Source organism: Serratia entomophila (assembly GCF_021462285.1).
Taxonomy (GTDB): Bacteria; Pseudomonadota; Gammaproteobacteria; order Enterobacterales; family Enterobacteriaceae; genus Serratia; species Serratia entomophila.
Map to the genome: position 1 here is coordinate 1,291,528 of NZ_CP082787.1, position 17,485 is coordinate 1,309,012.

At 60.5% G+C, this 17,485-nt stretch carries 15 protein-coding genes; 7 read left to right on the forward strand and 8 right to left on the reverse strand.

What is annotated here, in order from left to right; all coding sequences use genetic code 11:
- The first annotated feature begins 188 nt into the window (after positions 1 to 188).
- Genes chiP through KHA73_RS06360 form a run of 3 tightly spaced genes read left to right on the forward strand, consistent with a single transcriptional unit; the run spans position 189 to position 4,634 of the window.
- Positions 189 to 1,592 carry a chitoporin ChiP gene (gene chiP, locus KHA73_RS06350; protein WP_234589773.1) on the forward strand — a complete coding sequence of 468 codons (1,404 nt, stop codon included), beginning with the start codon at positions 189 to 191 and terminating at the stop codon, positions 1,590 to 1,592.
- A 47-nt stretch (positions 1,593 to 1,639) separates the two neighbouring features.
- Positions 1,640 to 1,966, forward strand: coding sequence for a ChiQ/YbfN family lipoprotein (gene chiQ / locus KHA73_RS06355; RefSeq protein WP_234589774.1), 327 nt, complete (start codon positions 1,640 to 1,642; stop codon positions 1,964 to 1,966).
- A 10-nt stretch (positions 1,967 to 1,976) separates the two neighbouring features.
- Positions 1,977 to 4,634: a beta-N-acetylhexosaminidase gene (locus KHA73_RS06360; RefSeq protein WP_234589775.1), complete on the forward strand. Its 2,658-nt coding sequence runs from the start codon at positions 1,977 to 1,979 to the stop codon at positions 4,632 to 4,634.
- Positions 4,635 to 4,827: 193 nt separating this feature from the next.
- On the opposite strand, the gene fur is transcribed toward KHA73_RS06360, so the two are convergent.
- The 4 genes from fur to ybfF form a co-directional block, all read right to left on the reverse strand.
- A complete protein-coding gene (fur, locus tag KHA73_RS06365; RefSeq protein ID WP_234589776.1) occupies positions 4,828 to 5,274 on the reverse strand; it encodes a ferric iron uptake transcriptional regulator in 447 nt (148 codons plus the stop codon).
- A 332-nt stretch (positions 5,275 to 5,606) separates the two neighbouring features.
- Positions 5,607 to 6,146, reverse strand: coding sequence for a flavodoxin FldA (gene fldA, locus KHA73_RS06370; RefSeq protein WP_234589777.1), 540 nt, complete (start codon positions 6,144 to 6,146; stop codon positions 5,607 to 5,609).
- A gap of 251 nt (positions 6,147 to 6,397) precedes the next feature.
- Positions 6,398 to 6,685: a LexA regulated protein gene (ybfE, locus tag KHA73_RS06375; RefSeq protein WP_004939936.1), complete on the reverse strand. Its 288-nt coding sequence runs from the start codon at positions 6,683 to 6,685 to the stop codon at positions 6,398 to 6,400.
- Positions 6,686 to 6,942: 257 nt separating this feature from the next.
- Positions 6,943 to 7,716: an esterase gene (gene ybfF, locus KHA73_RS06380; protein ID WP_234589778.1), complete on the reverse strand. Its 774-nt coding sequence runs from the start codon at positions 7,714 to 7,716 to the stop codon at positions 6,943 to 6,945.
- A gap of 247 nt (positions 7,717 to 7,963) precedes the next feature.
- Between ybfF and seqA the strand changes: the two genes are divergently transcribed.
- The 4 genes from seqA (at position 7,964) to KHA73_RS06400 (ending at position 11,343) form a co-directional block, all read left to right on the forward strand.
- Positions 7,964 to 8,500, forward strand: a complete 537-nt coding sequence (gene seqA, locus KHA73_RS06385; protein ID WP_234589779.1) for a replication initiation negative regulator SeqA — start codon at positions 7,964 to 7,966, stop codon at positions 8,498 to 8,500.
- Positions 8,501 to 8,576: 76 nt separating this feature from the next.
- A complete protein-coding gene (gene pgm / locus KHA73_RS06390) occupies positions 8,577 to 10,220 on the forward strand; it encodes a phosphoglucomutase (alpha-D-glucose-1,6-bisphosphate-dependent) (RefSeq protein WP_234589780.1) in 1,644 nt (547 codons plus the stop codon).
- Positions 10,221 to 10,408: 188 nt separating this feature from the next.
- Positions 10,409 to 11,044 carry a PadR family transcriptional regulator gene (locus tag KHA73_RS06395; RefSeq protein ID WP_234589781.1) on the forward strand — a complete coding sequence of 212 codons (636 nt, stop codon included), beginning with the start codon at positions 10,409 to 10,411 and terminating at the stop codon, positions 11,042 to 11,044.
- Positions 11,044 to 11,343 (forward strand): DUF3861 domain-containing protein, encoded by a 300-nt coding sequence (locus tag KHA73_RS06400; RefSeq protein WP_234589782.1) that lies wholly within the window; start codon positions 11,044 to 11,046, stop codon positions 11,341 to 11,343. The genes KHA73_RS06395 and KHA73_RS06400 overlap by 1 nt, the downstream gene beginning before the upstream one ends.
- 6 nt (positions 11,344 to 11,349) lie before the next feature.
- Here the strand turns inward: KHA73_RS06400 and kdpE are convergent, their stop codons facing one another.
- From kdpE to kdpB, 4 genes are all read right to left on the reverse strand, one after another.
- On the reverse strand, positions 11,350 to 12,039 hold the full coding sequence (gene kdpE, locus KHA73_RS06405; protein ID WP_234589784.1) for a two-component system response regulator KdpE: 690 nt from the start codon (positions 12,037 to 12,039) through the stop codon (positions 11,350 to 11,352).
- Positions 12,040 to 12,056: 17 nt separating this feature from the next.
- Positions 12,057 to 14,750 carry a two-component system sensor histidine kinase KdpD gene (kdpD, locus tag KHA73_RS06410; RefSeq protein WP_234589785.1) on the reverse strand — a complete coding sequence of 898 codons (2,694 nt, stop codon included), beginning with the start codon at positions 14,748 to 14,750 and terminating at the stop codon, positions 12,057 to 12,059.
- Between the two features lie 75 nt (positions 14,751 to 14,825).
- A complete protein-coding gene (kdpC, locus tag KHA73_RS06415) occupies positions 14,826 to 15,395 on the reverse strand; it encodes a potassium-transporting ATPase subunit KdpC (protein WP_234589787.1) in 570 nt (189 codons plus the stop codon).
- Positions 15,396 to 15,414: 19 nt separating this feature from the next.
- On the reverse strand, positions 15,415 to 17,484 hold the full coding sequence (gene kdpB / locus KHA73_RS06420) for a potassium-transporting ATPase subunit KdpB (RefSeq protein ID WP_234589789.1): 2,070 nt from the start codon (positions 17,482 to 17,484) through the stop codon (positions 15,415 to 15,417).
- Position 17,485: the final 1 nt, after the last annotated feature.

The window sequence follows — 17,485 nt, forward strand, 5'->3', positions numbered from 1 at the left end:
ACTCTCTGTCATTTTTCATTTGATAATTCGCGTCGCGAAAAATAGTCTAGCTGTAGCAATAAGTGCTGTGGGGTTTCGGTCTGCGGCAATTTTTTTTACCCGGTTGGGTTTTTTATTGGCAGTCGTGCAGGGCAGTGGTGAACACGGGCGGCTGCAACTTTTAAAGTTAAGTCAAAGAGGAATTTCATATGGGTACGCACGGTGCTCAGCGTAAAACGCTGGCGCTCGCAGTTGCGGGCGCGCTGTTGGGAACAGGGTTTGCCATGGCCCCTGAGGCGCAAGCCGCAGGGTTTATCGATGATTCCACGCTGACCGGCGGCATTTACTACTGGCAACGTGAGCGTGACCGTAAAGATCTCAACCCGACCAGCGACGATTACAATAAATACACCACCAACCTGTCGCACTCCACCGCCAACCTGAGCCTGGACTTCGCCTCGGGCTATGCCTGGGACATGTTCGGATTGGACGTCGGGACCTTCACCGCCATCGAACTGGCGGAGTCCAGCGCCAGCGGCCACCCGAACGAAATCGCGTTCTCCTCGAAAAACCGTACCTACGATGAAGACTATTCCGGCGATAAAGGCGGGATCAGCCTGTATAAGGCCGCCGGTAAATTCAAATACGGCCCGATCTGGGCGCGTGCCGGTTACATTCAGCCAAGCGGGCAAACGCTGTTGGCGCCACACTGGAGCTTTATGCCGGGCACCTATCAGGGCGCGGAGGCCGGGGCCAAGTTTGACTACGGCGACGCCGGCGATCTGAGCTTCTCCTATATGTGGACCAACAAGTACAAAGCGCCGTGGCATATCGAAATGGACGACTTCCGCCAGAACGATAAAAAAACCGGCGTGTCCTATCTGCACTCGCTGGGCGCCAGGTACGACTTCAAAAACGATCTGGTGTTGGAGGCCGCCTTCGGCCAGGCCCAGGGTTATGTGAATCAGTACTTCACCAAGGCATCTTATAAATTCAACCTGCTGGGCAACCCGCTGACCACCAGTTACCAGTTCTACGGCGCTGAAGACCGCATCAGCGACAAGAACGATCCGAACAGCATCTATGACGGTCTGGCCTGGCTGCAGGCGCTGACCTTCGGCTACACCACCGGCCAGTTCAACTGGCGTCTGGAAGGCACCATGGTCAAGGCGGAAGGCAACCAGGGCTTCTTCCTGCAGCGCATGACGCCGACCTACGCGTCGTCCAACGGTCGCCTCGACGTGTGGTGGGATAACCGCTCCGACTTCAACGCCAACGGCGAAAAAGCGCTGTACGCCGGGGTGATGTACGATCTCAGCAACTGGAACCTGCCGGGCATGGCGGTCGGCGGCTCTTACGTCTACGCCTGGGACGCCAAGCCCAGCACCAACCCGGTTTACGATCAGAGCCAGCGTCTGAAAGAGAGCGCCTGGAGCCTGGACGCGATGTACACCATTCAGGAAGGCCGCGCCAAGGGCACGCTGATCAAACTGCACTACACCCAATACGACAACCACACCAACATCCCGAGCTGGAGCGGCGGTTACGGCAACATCTTCCAGGATGAGAAAGACGTCAAATTCATGGTCATCGCGCCATTCACCATCTTCTGATGCGTTCCCCGGCGCTTGCGTCGGGGAAACTTAACGGGAATATAACGATGAAAAAAATCATGCTGACGTTGGCCGCCGTGGCGGCGCTGAGCGCCTGCGCGCAGCCGGCCGCACCGCAGGAAGACAGCAAGTTGAAACAGGCTTACAGCGCCTGCATCAATACCGCGGAAGGTTCCCCGGAGCGGCTGCAGCCGTGCAAGGCGGTATTGAACGTGCTGAAGCAAGAGAAGCAGCACCAGCCGTTCGCCGAGCGCGAAACGGTGCGGGTGATGGATTACCAGAACTGCATTCAGGCGGTTCACAGCGGTAACGGCCAGGCCTACGACGCCCAGTGCGGCAAAATTTGGCAAGAGATTCGCGATAACAATAATTAAGGATGAGAACATGAACGGCTTCAAATTGAGCGCGCTTGCCGCGCTGACGGCGACCCTGGGATTATTTGGCGGCATGGGGAACGCCATGGCTAACCAGCAGCTGGTGGATCAGCTGAGCCAGCTGAAACTGAATGTGAAAATGGTCGACAACCGCGCCGCCGACAGCGGCGTAGACTGCGCCGCATTGGGCGCCGACTGGGCGGCCTGCAACCGGGTGCTGATCACCCTGAGCAACGACGGCCAGGCGATCAACGGCCACGACTGGGCGATTTACTTCCATAGCGCCCGCCAGACCCTCAAGGTGGATAACGCACAATTCAAGATAACCCACCTGACCGGCGACCTGTACAAGCTGGAGCCGACCGACAAATTCAGCGGTTTCCCGGCCGGCAAGGCGGTGGAGATCCCGATCGTCGCCGAATACTGGCAGCTGTTTAAAACCGATTTCGTGCCGCGCTGGTACGCCACCGCCGGCGACGCTAAACCGAAAATTCTGCTGAATACCGATACCGAAGACCTGAACCAGTTCGTGGCGCCCTTCACCGGCGACCAGTGGAAACGCACCAAGGATGACAACAACGTCCTGATGACGCCGGCTTCGCGCTTCGTCAAAAACGCCGAGCTGAAAACCTTGCCTACCGCAGCGCTGCGCGGCCAGATTGTGCCGACCCCGCTGGACGTGAAGGTGCATCCGCAGGATGCCGATCTGAGCAAGGGCGTGGCGTTGGATCTGAGCGCGCTGGTTAAACCGGCGGCCGAGGCCGTCAGCCAGCGCTTCGCGTTGCTGGGCATGGCGGCCAACGCTCAGGGCTACCCGATTAAAACCGCCATTCAGCCGGGCAAGTTCAGCGGGCCTCTGGCGGTGCCGGGCGCCTATGAGCTGAAGATTGGCGGCCGGGAAGCGCAAGTGACCGGCTTCGATCAGGCCGGCGTATTCAACGGGCTGCAGTCGATTTTGTCGCTGGTGCCGGCCGATGGCAGCGGCAAAATTGCCACGTTGGACGCCAAAGACGCGCCGCGCTTCCAGTATCGCGGGCTCTTCCTCGACGTGGCGCGCAACTTCCACCATAAAGACGCGGTGCTGCGCCTGCTTGACCAGATGGCGGCCTACAAGCTGAATAAATTCCATTTCCACCTGAGCGACGACGAAGGCTGGCGCATCGAAATTCCGGGCCTGCCGGAACTGACCGCAGTGGGGGGCCAGCGCTGCCACGATCTGAGCGAAACCACCTGCCTGCTGCCGCAATATGGCCAGGGGCCGGAAGTGTACGGCGGCTTCTTCTCCCGCCAGGACTATATCGACATCATCAAATACGCGCAGGCGCGCCAGATTGAAGTGATCCCGGAAATCGACATGCCGGCGCACGCGCGCGCGGCGGTGGTTTCCATGGAAGCGCGCTACAAAAAGCTGCACGCCGCCGGGAAAGAGCGTGAGGCCAACGAGTTCCGCCTGGTGGATCCGACCGATACCTCCAATACCACCTCGGTGCAGTACTTTAACCGCCAAAGCTACCTGAACCCGTGTCTCGATTCATCCAAACGCTTTGTCGACAAGGTGATCGGTGAGATCGCCCAAATGCACCAGGAGGCCGGGCAGCCGCTTCGCACCTGGCACTTTGGCGGTGACGAAGCGAAAAACATTCGTCTGGGGGCCGGTTACACCGATTTGACCAAGCGCGAAGCCGGCAAAGGCGTTATTGACCAGAGCAAAGAAGACAAGCCTTGGGCGAAATCCCAGGTATGCCAGGCGATGATTAAAGAGGGCAAGGTGGCCGATATGGAACACCTGCCGAGCTATTTCGGGCAGGAGGTTAGCCAACTGGTGAAGGCGCACGGCATCGACAGAATGCAGGCCTGGCAGGACGGCCTGAAAGATGCAAAGAACGCCAAGGCGTTCGCTACCTCGCGCGTGGGCGTGAACTTCTGGGACACCCTGTACTGGGGCGGTTTCGACAGCGCCAACGACTGGGCTAACAAGGGCTATGAGGTGATCATCTCCAACCCGGATTACGTCTATATGGACTTCCCGTACGAAGTGAATCCGGATGAGCGCGGCTACTACTGGGGTACCCGCTTCAGCGACGAACAGAAGATGTTCAGCTTCGCGCCGGATAACCTGCCGCAGAACGCTGAAACCTCGGTAGACCGTGACGGCAATCACTTCGCCGCCAGGAGCGACAAACCCTGGCCGGGCGCCTATGGCATTTCCGCCCAGCTGTGGAGCGAAACCCAGCGCACCGACCCTGAGATGGAGTACATGATCTTCCCGCGCGCTCTGTCGGTGGCGGAACGTGCCTGGCACCGCGCTGCCTGGGAACGGGATTATAAAGCCGGCCGCGAGTACAAGGGTGGGGAAACTCACTTTGTCGATGGCAAAGCCCTGGCTCAGGACTGGCTGCGCTTCGCCAACCTGCTGGGGCAACGAGAGTTGGCCAAGCTGGACAAGGGCGGCGTCAGCTATCGCCTGCCGGTGCCGGGCGCCCGGGTGATGGGCGGCAAGCTGGAGGCGAATATCTCTCTGCCGGGGCTGGGCATCGAGTACTCCACCGACGGCGGCAAGCAATGGCAGCGTTACGACGCCAAAGCCAGGCCGGCGGTGAGCGGCGAAGTGCAGGTTCGAGCGGTAAGCCCGGACGGCAAGCGTCACGGCCGCGCCGAGAAAGTTTAAGTCAGGTAGTGCGGCCCGCTGCGTGTCGGCAGCGGGCCGATGTTGAAGTGAGGGAAGTACGTGGAGCTGTGCCGCTGCAATTGTTCCATTTCATGACGTGATCTTTCCCCGGCTGGCCCGGGGATTTTTTTTGCCCGCCGGCGACAGGCGTAAAAAAACCGCCCTGAGGCGGTTCTTTAATCCCGATAACGGGTTACTTCTTGTCGTGCAGCGTATCGTCTTCGCGGCAGTCGCCGATTTCACAGTGGCCGTACAGGTACAGGCTGTGGTTGGTGAGCTTGATGCCGTGTTGCTTGGCGATATCACGCTGGCGCGCTTCGATGGATTCATCGCTGAATTCGATCACTTTGCCGCAGTCCAGGCAAATCAGGTGATCGTGGTGGTGCTGCTGGGTCAGTTCGAACACGGATTTACCGCCTTCGAAATTGTGACGAGTCACAATGCCCGCATCATCAAACTGGTTCAGCACGCGGTAAACCGTCGCCAGTCCGATTTCTTCGCCCATATCTATCAGTTTTTTGTACAAATCTTCCGCACTGACGTGATGGCATTCCGGATTTTGCAGTACTTCCAGGATTTTGAGTCGCGGAAGCGTGACTTTTAAGCCGGCCTTCTTCAATGCGGTGTTGTTGTCAGTCATGCGGATTCAGTCCTGTTACTATGCTAATCAAGTTGAGGCGTTCTCGCCTGTGGCATCGGTCGGCACAAAGAGTTAATTGCGTCTCATTATAGAACCGGTTGTCCTAAATGGAAACCGCCGGTTGTTAACAAAGATATAATTGCACTATTGCATGTTGTGCATGCAACGCTTTGATGGGTGGGATAAACCGATATCTCAGTCTACCGTGACGATGTGGGAAGTTACCAATCTGTAACTTCTATTGCAGCAATCCATACTGCCGATGACGGCCCTGCTGGCAACACTATGCACTTTGCAGGGCTATTGTTCAACCTTTGGACGGCAATGGCCGTTTAGCCAAGGATTTCGGCCAGGCTCAGCTCTTCGACTATCTGCTTGACCCAGGCTTCGACACGTTCGTTGGTCAGCTCAGGCTGACGGTCTTCGTCGATCGCCAGACCGATGAAGTTGTTGTCGTCCGCCAGGCCCTTGGAGGCTTCGAAGTGGTAGCCTTTGGTCGGCCAGTGGCCGACGATGGCCGCGCCGTGCGGTTCGATGATGTCGCGAATGGTGCCCATCGCGTCACAGAAGTATTCCGCGTAGTCTTCCTGATCGCCGCAGCCGAACAGCGCCACCAGTTTGCCGTTGAAGTCCACTTCTTCCAGCGTCGGGAAAAAGTCATCCCAGTCGCACTGCGCTTCGCCGTAGTACCAGGTTGGGATACCCAGCAGCAGGATATCGAAAGCTTCCAGATCTTCTTTGCTGCTTTTGGCGATGTCGTGAATTTCAGACACATCGTCGCCAAACTGTTTCTGAAGAATTTTCTGGATCATTTTGGCAATGTTTTCGGTATTGCCAGTGTCGCTGCCAAAGAAAATGCCTACAGTAGCCATATCGCGTATAACCTTTAAATTCAATTAATTGCATTACACGATGTTAGTGCTGACCCCGCTAACACCGATTAAAATGATGCCATGGCAAGAGCTGGCGGGCGCCATCAGGGCGCTGTCTCTTACCGGTAAACACGTATCATGCCAGAAATTTACTCCGGGGTTTTATCGCATTTATGCGATGCCGGAGGAGAGTAAAGCGGTGCTGATCCGGCGTCATCCATAACGCCGCGCCGCACGTGCGGCCGAAGAGATCAATGTTCTGGCTGTTCTTCCGCCAGTTGCGCCAGCAGCATTTGCTCGATGAGCTCGCTGCGGCTGATGTTGCGCTGTTCCGCCAGTTTGTTCAGGGCGTCCACCGCATCCGCGTTGATTTTCAGCTCTACGCGCCGCAAACCACGCACTTTATCGCGCCGTAGCTGATTGCGCTTATTGATTCTAAGCTGTTCATCGCGAGATAGCGGGTTGGTTTTCGGGCGCCCCGGCCGGCGTTCATCTGCGAACAGATCCAGCGTCGTGCGATCCGTTTGTTCTTTTGCCATAGGTAGCGGTACTGCAAGGGAGTTTGCATCAAAAAGCGCTTACACGCTTCCGGACGGTTCGGTTAACACACTTCGGGCCAATAAACCCTAACCCAAATTCACCCCCAGACTGGCGTTAGCGAACACGCTGGACGTGGCGGCAAAATTATAGCGCGCCATATTACCCCAGCAGATAGAGCAACGACAATGCTTAACTGAGGCGTAAACGCGCTAAGCCGTTATCTCTAGCGCGTTTTTTCGCCAGCAAGGGCGGTTTTTCAGGCTTCGTCGAGAAAACGGTGGATGGCGCGCAGCACCGCTTCCGGTTTTTCGGCATGTACCCAGTGGCCGGTGCCCGCCACCACGTGAGCGCGTGCCTGCGGGAACTGGCGGGCGATGTCCGCGCGGTAGCTGTCTTGCACATAAGGCGACAAGCCGCCGCGAATGAACAGCGTCGGGTGCGGCCAGGCCGGCACTTCTTGCCAGCCGGTCACGTTCTCGTACTGCGCAATCAACACCGGCAGATTGAAACGCCACTCGCCGTTGTGGAAGGATTTCAGCAGGAACTGGATCACCCCTTCTTCCTGCAGATAGTCGCGCATCAGCTGGGCGGCCTGCTGGCGCTGGGTGATGCCGGCGGCGCTGACGGCCTTCAGGGCGTCGAAGATTTCATCGTGACGACGCGTGCGGTAATCCACCGGCGCCACGTCGATGACGATCAGTTTGTCGACGCGATCGGGCGCAATGGCGGTCAGCGCCATCGCCGCTTTGCCGCCCATCGAGTGGCCGATGACGATGACTTTCGCCAACTGCAGGTCGTCGAGCAGCGTCAGCAGATCCTGCGCCATGGCCGGATAGGTCATCTCTGCGGAACGCGGCGACAGCCCGTGGTTGCGCAGGTCGACCTTGATGACGCTGTGGCGCTGGTTCAAATCGCGCGCCAGCACGCCGAGGTTGTCCAGATTGCCGAACAGGCCGTGGATCAGCAGCACCGGCAGGGCGTCTGACTCGGCGGCCAGCAGTTGATAATGTAATTTCATGGCGAAGTTCATGCTGAGAGAGTTTCAGATTAGGGTATCATGATTGAATCGCACGATGAATAACGCGGATTTTTAACGGGCGGGCGCCGCAGCCAACAAAGATGCAGCTTGAAGTGTGACGGGTATAGGTATTAGTCTGCATTTTCCGTTTGGCGGCACTTAGTGGTGTTCGCCCCTGCGCTTTTAACCTTATAATCCCATGGCTTGAATGCAGAATCTGGCTTCAGGTTCTAAGTAGAAAAAACAGTACTGGATAAAGATGAAAACTATTGAAGTCGACGAAGAGCTTTACCGCTATATTGCCAGCCACACGCAACACATCGGTGAGAGCGCGTCCGATATTTTACGCCGCATGTTGAAATTTACCGCAGGCCAGCCGGTGCGCGCCGTGCCTGCGGCCGGCGCTCAGTCCGCCGAGCCGGAAAAGGCGGCTGTACAGCGCCCGCGCGACCGCGTGCGCGCCGTGCGCGAGCTGCTGCTGTCGGATGAGTACGCTGAGCAGAACAAAGCGGTTAACCGTTTTATGCTGGTGCTTTCCACGCTGTATACCCTCGATGCCGCCGGCTTTGCCGCCGCCACCGATGCGCTGCATGGCCGTACCCGCACCTACTTTGCCGGCGATCAGCAAACCCTGCTGGCCAACGGTACGCATACCAAGCCGAAACACGTTCCAGGCACCCCTTACTGGGTGATCACCAATACCAATACCGGCCGCAAGCGCAGCATGATCGAACACATCATGCAGGCGATGCAGTTCCCCGCGGAACTGACTGAGAAAGTTTGCGGCACCGTTTAATTTAGCGAACAGCCCGTCACGATGGCCGTGCGCGACATATTGCCCGGTCACCGACAGGGATGAGGGAGATATGTCGATGGCGAATAGTCCACGTGCCGGGCAGCCAGCCCAGCAAAGTGATTTGATCAACGTAGCCCAGCTGACGTCGCAGTACTATGTGCTGCAGCCTGATGCAGGCAACGCCGCGCACGCGGTGAAGTTCGGGACTTCCGGCCATCGCGGCAGCGCGCTGCGTCACAGCTTTAACGAAGCGCACATCCTCGCTATCGCTCAGGCGATCGCCGAAGTTCGCCGCCAGCAGGGAACGACCGGTCCATGTTACGTGGGCAAGGATACTCATGCGCTGTCAGAGCCGGCCTTTATTTCGGTGCTGGAAGTGCTGACCGCCAACGGCGTCGACGTGATCGTGCAGGAAAACAACGGTTTTACGCCGACCCCTGCGGTATCGCACGCCATCCTGTGCCACAACCGCCAGGGCGGCGCACAGGCTGACGGCATCGTCATCACGCCTTCCCATAACCCACCGGAAGACGGCGGCATCAAGTACAACCCGCCGAACGGCGGCCCGGCCGACACCAACCTGACTTCCGTGATCGAAAAGCGCGCCAACGAGCTGCTGGCTCAGCAGCTGAAGGGCGTTCAGCGCCAGTCGCTGGACAAAGCCTGGAACAGCGGCCACCTGCATGCCAAAGATCTGGTGCAGCCCTACGTTGAAGGGCTGGTTGACGTGGTCGACATGCCGGCCATTCAGCGCGCCGGCCTGAAGCTGGGCGTGGATCCGCTCGGCGGCTCCGGCATTGCCTATTGGCAGCGCGTGGCCGAGCATTACCAGCTGGATCTGACGCTGGTGAACGACTCCATCGATCAGACCTTCCGCTTTATGCATCTGGACCACGACGGCATTATCCGCATGGACTGCTCGTCCGAGTCGGCGATGGCCGGCCTGCTGGCGCTGCGCGATAAATTCGATCTGGCGTTCGCCAACGATCCGGATTACGACCGCCACGGCATCGTGACGCCGAAAGGCCTGATGAACCCGAACCATTATCTGGCGGTGGCCATCAACTACCTGTTCCAGCACCGCCCGCAGTGGGGCGCAGACGTCGCGGTAGGCAAAACGCTGGTTTCCAGCGCGATGATCGACCGCGTGGTGTCCTCCCTGGGCCGCAAGCTGGTGGAAGTGCCGGTCGGTTTCAAATGGTTCGTTGACGGCCTGTTCGACGGCAGCTTTGGCTTTGGCGGCGAAGAGAGCGCCGGGGCGTCCTTCCTGCGCTTCAACGGTACGCCGTGGTCGACCGACAAAGACGGCATCATCATGTGCCTGCTGGCGGCGGAAATCACTGCGGTGACCGGCGAGAACCCGCAGCATCATTATGACGATCTGGCCAAGCGCTTTGGTGCGCCGAGCTACAACCGCATTCAGGCGCCGGCTACCCATGCGCAGAAAGCCGCGCTGTCCAAGCTTTCGCCGGAAATGGTCAAGGCCAGTACGCTGGGCGGCGATCCCATCACTGCCCGTCTGACCACCGCGCCGGGCAATGGCGCGTCGATCGGCGGTCTGAAAGTGATGACCGACAACGGCTGGTTCGCGGCCCGTCCTTCAGGCACCGAAGAGGCTTACAAAATCTACTGTGAGAGCTTCCTGGGGGCAGAGCACCGCGAGAAGATCGAGCACGAAGCGGTAGAGATCGTTAGCGAAGTCTTGGCTTCCGCGAAATAATTTTTCCCTTCGCAAGATAAAAAGCGCTGTTTTTACAGCGCTTTTTTTATGTCTGCAATTTAGATATATCTATTTTGCAAAAGCCGCTTGTGGATTTAGATATATCGATCTAGATTAGATATATCGAAGTTGTTTAGATATATCTAAATGGCCTCGTCAATTCACTGTCCACTATGAGGTTCCATACCATGTTCCATCGATTAGGTTTACACCGTCATCACCATCATCATGAATGCGAAGCAGGGCGCGATCGCCGCCATCGCGGCGGGCGCCATCACTTTGGCGGCGACGGCGAAGAGCGCGGCCGGGGCGGGCGCGGTGGGCGTCACCGCATGTTCGAGCACGGCGATCTGCGCCTGGTGCTGCTGGCATTGGTGGCGCGCAAGCCCAGCCACGGCTATGAGCTGATCAAGGCGATCGACGAGGCGTCTTCCGGGCTGTACGTGCCAAGCCCCGGGGTGATTTACCCGACGCTGACGCTGCTGGAAGAGCAGGATTTCCTCGAGCCGCTCACCACCGGCAACGGCCGCAAAAGCTACCAAATCACCGCCGCTGGCCAGAGCGAGCTGCAAAAGCACCAGCAGGTGGTTGAGGTGATCCTGGCCCGGCTGGCCGGCGCCGGGCGCGAGCGGCACCCGCAGGGCAACCTGGCCGAAGGGATCTTCGACGCCATGCATCGTTTGCGCAGCCTGTTGCGCGGCAACGTGATGCGTGCCGATCTCACCCCGCAGCAGGTGGAGCGCATCAATGCGGCTTTACTGACCGCCGTCGCGGCGATTGAAAGCGAAATGAACGTTAAACCCGCAGAACAGGAGAACGAGTGATGCCAGGCCACCGTTTTAAAATCACCGTAGAAGCCCTGAGCGATCGCCAGGGCAACCCGGTCGAGAAAGCGCCGCTGAGTTTTGAAGTGGAAAACCACGACGATATTTTCGACATCGTCGAGCGCATTCAGGCGCGGGAGGATCTGAACTTCGGCCGGCAGCAAAGCGCAGCCTTCGCCGTGGGGCTGAAATTGTTCTCTGAAGTGATGATCGAAAACCGCAAACACCCGGTGTTCGCCCCGCTGCGCGAGGCGTTCAAGGCGTTTATGGTCGGCTTGAAAAAAGGGCCGACTGAGTAAACATCTTTAAGGCATAAAGCGGTAGCCGACGCCGGTTTCGGTCAGCAGATGCCTGGGCCGCGCCGGGTCGACCTCCAGCTTTTGCCGCAGATGGCCCATATAAATGCGCAGGTAATGGCTGTGTTCCACATAGTTCGGCCCCCAGACGTGGCTCAGCAGTTGGCGCTGAGTGATCACTTTGCCGGAGTTGGCCAGCAGTTCCGCCAGCAGGCGAAATTCGATCGGCGTCAGGTGCAAATCTTCGTCGTTGCGCAGCACCCGGCGGTTAACCAGATCGACGGTGATTGCCGAAAAGCTGACCAGCGGGCTTTCCTGTTGGCTGGAGGAGTGACGGCGCAGCGCCACCCGCACCCGCGCCAGCAGTTCCCCGATGCCGAACGGCTTGCTGAGGTAGTCGTCCGCCCCGACGTCCAGCGCGGCGATTTTGTCCTCTTCGGCGTTGCGCGCCGACAGCACGATCACCGGAATGGCGCTCCACTGCCGCAAATCGCGGATATAGCTTAGCCCGTCGCCGTCCGGCAACCCCAAATCGAGGATGATGAGATCCGGCTTGCGCGTGCCGGCTTCAATCAGCCCACGCTGCAGCGTTTCGCTCTCAAACACCCGCAGGCCCTCGCTTTCCAGCGCGGTGCGGACGAAGCGGCGGATCTCTTTTTCATCTTCAACAATCAGAATGTTGGTTGGCGTTGTGCTCACGTTTCCCCTGGCATTGATTACAGATCGAAGGCTTCACCCTCGATCTCGGGCGGTTTTTCCAGCGGCAGCACGAAGCGGAAGCTGGCGCCGCCGTTGGCGCCGTTTTCCGCCCAAATGCGGCCGTCGTGTACTTCAATAATGGCACGGCAAATGGCTAACCCCAAACCGACGCCGGGGATCGCCGACTCTTTATTGCCGCGCGAGAATTTATCGAAAATCAGCTGCTTCTGCCCGGCGGGGATGCCCGGGCCGTTGTCCCATACTTCCACTTCCAGCCAGTCCGGCAGCGTGCGGGCGCGAATGCCGATAGTAGCATCCGCGCCGGCGTATTTATTGGCGTTTTCCAACAGGTTGGTGAAAACCCGCTCCAACAGGCTGGCGTCGCAGCTGACCAATATCTGCTCCGGCGGCAGTTCGACCAGAATCTGATGTTGGCTGAGGATCGGTTCCAGCATGTGCAGCGAAGCGCCGACGATCTCCTCCAGCGACTGCCACTCCTTGCGCAGGCTAAAGCCGCCGGACTGGATGCGCGCCATATCCAGCAGGTTGTTCACCAGCCGGGTGGTGCTCAGCACCTGTTGGCGGATCTGGCTGGCCTGGGTGGCGTGGTTGGAGCCTTCCGCCGCCAGATCCAGGGTCAGGATTTCCGCCTGGCCGAACAGCACCGTCAGCGGGGTGCGCAGATCGTGCGACAGCGCCGCCAGCAGCGAGTTGCGCAGCTGCTCGCGTTCGGCGTCCAGTTTGGCCTCCACGGCGCTGCGCGCCAGGTGCAGGCGTTCCAGCGCGCTGGCGATCAGCACGGTGAAGGTTTGCAGCAGCCGCTGCTGTTCCGGCACCATCAGCTGGCGCAGGTTATTGGGCTCGATCGCCAGCAGGCCGAAGGTCTGCGTCGGGGTATTGAGCGGCAGCAGCTGGTAGGGAACACCGGGCAGGGTGTCGGTGCCGGCGCCGGCCGGCAGGCCTTTGTCGAAGCTCCAGCGCGCAATGGCTTCATCCACCGACAGCAGCCCGCCTTCTTCGCCCACCATTTGCTGCAGCCTGCCGTCTTCCTGCGGCAGCAGCAGCACGGTTTTGGCCTGGAAGCTGCTGGAGAGAAAGTGGCGGCTGGTTTTGGCGATGTCGGCCTGGCTCAAAGCCTGGCTCAGCCCGCGCGACATTTCGTACAGGTGGCGAGCGCGCTGTTCGCGGTAGCGCGCCACCCGGGCCTGGTAACGCACTCCGGCGGTGAGATTACCTATGGTGATGCCGACAATCAGCATCACGCCGAAGGTCAGCAGATACTGCATGTCGCTGACGGCGAATGACCATTCGGGCTGCACGAAGAACAGATCGAAGCTGGCGACGTTGATCACCGCCGCCAGCACCGACGGCCAGCGGCCGAAGAACAGGGCGACGATCGCCACCCCCAGCAGGTAAACCATCACCAGGTTGGCCTGGTCAAAACCGGGCAGCAGCCACTGCGACAGCAGGGTGATCAGCGCGCACAGCGCCACCGCCACCGCGCAGCCGCGCAGCTGGATGCGCCATTTCTCATTGAAGGCGCGGCCGTCGTGTTCCTTGCCCGGCGGCGGGAAGGCGTCATTTTCCAGCGCCACGATCACCAGATCGAGATCCGGCCCCAGCCGGCCGAGGCGGTCGGCAAAGCTGCCGCGCAGCCGCCAGCGCTGTTCGCCGCGGCGGCCGATAATGATTTTGCCGAGGTTGTGCTCGCGGGCGTAACGCAGCACCGCGCGCTCTTCTGACGGATCCGACAGGGTGGCGGTCTCGGCGCCCAGCTCCTGCGCCAGCCGCAGCGCGCGCAAAATGGCCCGGCGCTGATTTTCCGGCAGCCGGTGCAGTTTGGGGGTTTCCACGTAGACCGCGTGCCAGTGGCAGCCCAATCGCGCCGCCAGCCGGGCGGCGATGCGCACCAGCTTTTCGTTGCCGCTGTTATGGCCGACGCACAGCAGAATGCTGTCGCGGGTGTGCCAGACCTTTTCGCGCCCCTGGCTGTCGCGGAAGGCGCGCATCTGATCGTCGACCCGATCGGCGGTGCGGCGCAGCGCCAGTTCACGCAGGGCAATCAGGTTGCCCTTGCGGAAAAAGTGCTCGATGGCGCGCTCGGCCTGGCCGGGAATATATACCTTGCCTTCGTTCAGCCGCTGGCGCAGATCGTCCGGTGGCAGATCGACCAGCACCACCTCGGTGGCTTCGTCGAACACGTGATCGGGCACCGTCTCGCGCACCCGCACCCCGGTCACGCCGCCGACCACGTCGTTCAGGCTTTCCAGGTGCTGCACGTTGACGGTGGTCAGCACGTCGATGCCGGCGTCCAGCAGCTCCTCCACGTCCTGCCAGCGTTTGGGGTGGCGCGAACCCTGGGCGTTGCTGTGCGCCAGCTCGTCCATCAGGATCAGCGCCGGGTGGCGCGCCAGCGCGGCATCCAGGTCGAATTCATGCACCAGCCGCCCGCGATACTGAATACGCTTCTGCGGCAGAGTGGCCAGGCCGTCGAGCAGCGCGGCGGTTTCGCTGCGGCCGTGGGTTTCCACCACGCCGATCAGCACGTCCAGCCCCTGGCCGCGCAGCCGCTGGGCCTCCTGCAGCATGGCGTAGGTTTTCCCCACCCCGGCGCAGGCGCCGAAGAACACCTTCAGCCGGCCGCGCGGTTTTTCATTGGCCACCGCCAGCAGGCTGTCGGGATCGGGGCGCTGTTGTTCTTCTTCGACCATTACAATTCCTTGCGTAACAAAGCAAAAGGGGTTCGGCACGCCGAACCCTAGTATAACCCTTGTGAGCGCGACGTATTACTGCAACGCGTCCAGCGCCATGTTCAGCTTCAGCACGTTCACCACCGATTCACCCATAAAGTTGGGCGTGGCGCGATCGGTGTTTTCATCGATCAGCTTGGCTATCTGCGCCTGCGGCAAATGACGCGCCGCGGCTACCCGCGCGAGCTGATAGTTGGCGGCGGCGATCGAGATGTGCGGATCCAGCCCGCTGCCGGAGGCGGTCAGCAGATCGACCGGGATCGGGCCGCTCATCGCCGGGTTAGCCTGGCGCAGCTGCGCCGCGCGTTCGGCGATGGCCTTGTCCAGCGCCGGGTTGGTGGCGGCCAGGTTGCTGCCGGCCGAAGCCTGGGCATTGTAGGCGCTATCCCCGGTGGCGGACGGGCGGCCCCAGAAATATTGCGGTTTGCTGAAATTCTGGCCGATCAGCGCCGAACCGACAGCCTTGTCGCCCTGGTACAATAGCGAGCCGTTGGCCGCGCCGGAGAACAGCAACTGCGACAGGCCGGTGGTCAGCAGCGGATAGGCGATGCCGGTGATCAGCGTCAGCAGGATAAGCATCACCAGCGAAGGTCGTAAATATGACATGTTCATTTCCTTTCAATGATTAACCGGCGATATGCAGCGCGACCAGGATCAGGTCGATCAACTTGATGCCGACAAAGGGCACCAGCAGGCCGCCGACGCCATACATCCACAGGTTGCGGCGCAGCAATGCCGCGGCGCTCATCGGCTTATAGCTCACCCCTTTCAGCGCCAGCGGGATCAGGAACACGATCACCAGGGCGTTGAAGATCACCGCCGACATGATGGCGGAGGCGGGGGAGTGCAGGTGCATCACGTTCAGCGCGTTCAGCTGCGGATAGGTCGCCGCAAACGCCGCCGGAATAATGGCGAAGTATTTGGCCACGTCGTTGGCGATGCTGAAGGTGGTCAGCGAGCCGCGGGTCATCAGCATCTGTTTGCCGATGTGCACCACTTCGATCAGCTTGGTCGGGTTGGAATCCAGATCGACCATGTTGCCGGCCTCTTTGGCGGCCTGGGTGCCCGAGTTCATCGCTACCGCCACGTCGGCCTGCGCCAGCGCCGGGGCATCGTTGGTGCCGTCGCCGGTCATCGCCACCAGCCGACCTTCCGCCTGGTATTGGCGGATCAACGCCAGCTTGGCTTCCGGCGTGGCTTCCGACAGGAAGTCGTCTACCCCGGCCTCGGCGGCGATCGCCGCGGCGGTCAGCGGGTTGTCGCCGGTGATCATCACCGTTTTGATGCCCATTTTGCGCAGCTCGGCGAAACGCTCCTTGATGCCGCCCTTGACGATATCCTTCAGCGCCACCACGCCCAGCACCCGTGGGCCTTCGGCCACCACCAGCGGCGTACCGCCGGTGCGCGCCACGCTCTCCACCAGGTCATCCACCGCCCGCGGGAAGTGGCCTTGGTTGGATTCCACGTGGCGGCGAATGGCGTCCACCGCCCCTTTGCGGATCATGCGTTCCTGCACATTGACGCCGCTCATGCGGGTTTGGGCGGAGAAGGGCACGAAGGTCGCGTTCAGCGCCTGCAGATCGCGTTCGCGCAGGTTGAAACGCTGCTTGGCCAGCACCACGATGCTGCGGCCTTCCGGCGTTTCGTCCGCCAGAGAAGACAGCTGCGCGGCGTCCGCCAGCTCCTGCTCTTTCACCCCCGGCGCCGGCAGAAATTCCGATGCCTGCCGGTTGCCCAGGGTGATGGTGCCGGTCTTGTCCAGCAGCAGCACGTCGACGTCGCCGGCGGCTTCCACCGCGCGGCCGCTGGTGGCGATGACGTTGGCGCCGAGCATCCGGCTCATCCCGGCCACGCCGATGGCCGACAGCAGGCCGCCGATGGTGGTGGGGATCAGGCACACCAGCAGCGCCACCAGTACGGTAACGGTAACCACAGTGCCGCCGTTGGCCGCCTCGACGCTGTACTGCGAGAACGGCAGCAGCGTGGCGGTGGCCAGCACGAACACGATGGTCAGCGCCACCAGCAGAATGGTCAGCGCCACTTCGTTCGGGGTTTTACGGCGCTTGGCGCCTTCCACCATGGCGATCATCCGGTCGAGGAAAGTCTCGCCGGGGTTGACGCTGCACTGCACCACCAGCCAGTCGGACAGCACGCGGGTACCGCCGGTCACCGAGGAGAAATCGCCGCCGGATTCGCGAATGACCGGCGCGGATTCGCCGGTGATGGCGCTTTCGTCCACCGAGGCGCCGCCTTCCAGCACCTCCCCGTCGCAGGGGATGGTATCGCCGGCTTCCACCAGCACGATATCGCCTTTGCGCAGGCTCTCGGCGGACACTTTCTCGGTGGCGCCGTCGCGGCGCGGCGTGGCCAGTTTTTTCGCCCAGCTGGTTTTCTTGGTGCCTTTCAGGCTCTCGGCCTGGGCCTTGCTGCGCCCTTCGGCCAGCGCTTCGGCAAAGTTGGCGAACAGCACGGTGAACCACAGCCACAGGCTGATGCTGCCGGTGAAGGCGGCGCTGCCGTCGCTCTTGCCGGCCAGGATCGCCAGCCAGATGGCGGTGGTCAGGATACTGCCGATGTACACCACGAACATTACCGGGTTACGCCACTGGACGCGGGGATCCAGCTTCTTCACCGCATCGATCAGCGCGGTACGGACCAGTGCCGGTTCAAACAGCGCGCGTTGTTTGCGAGTCATT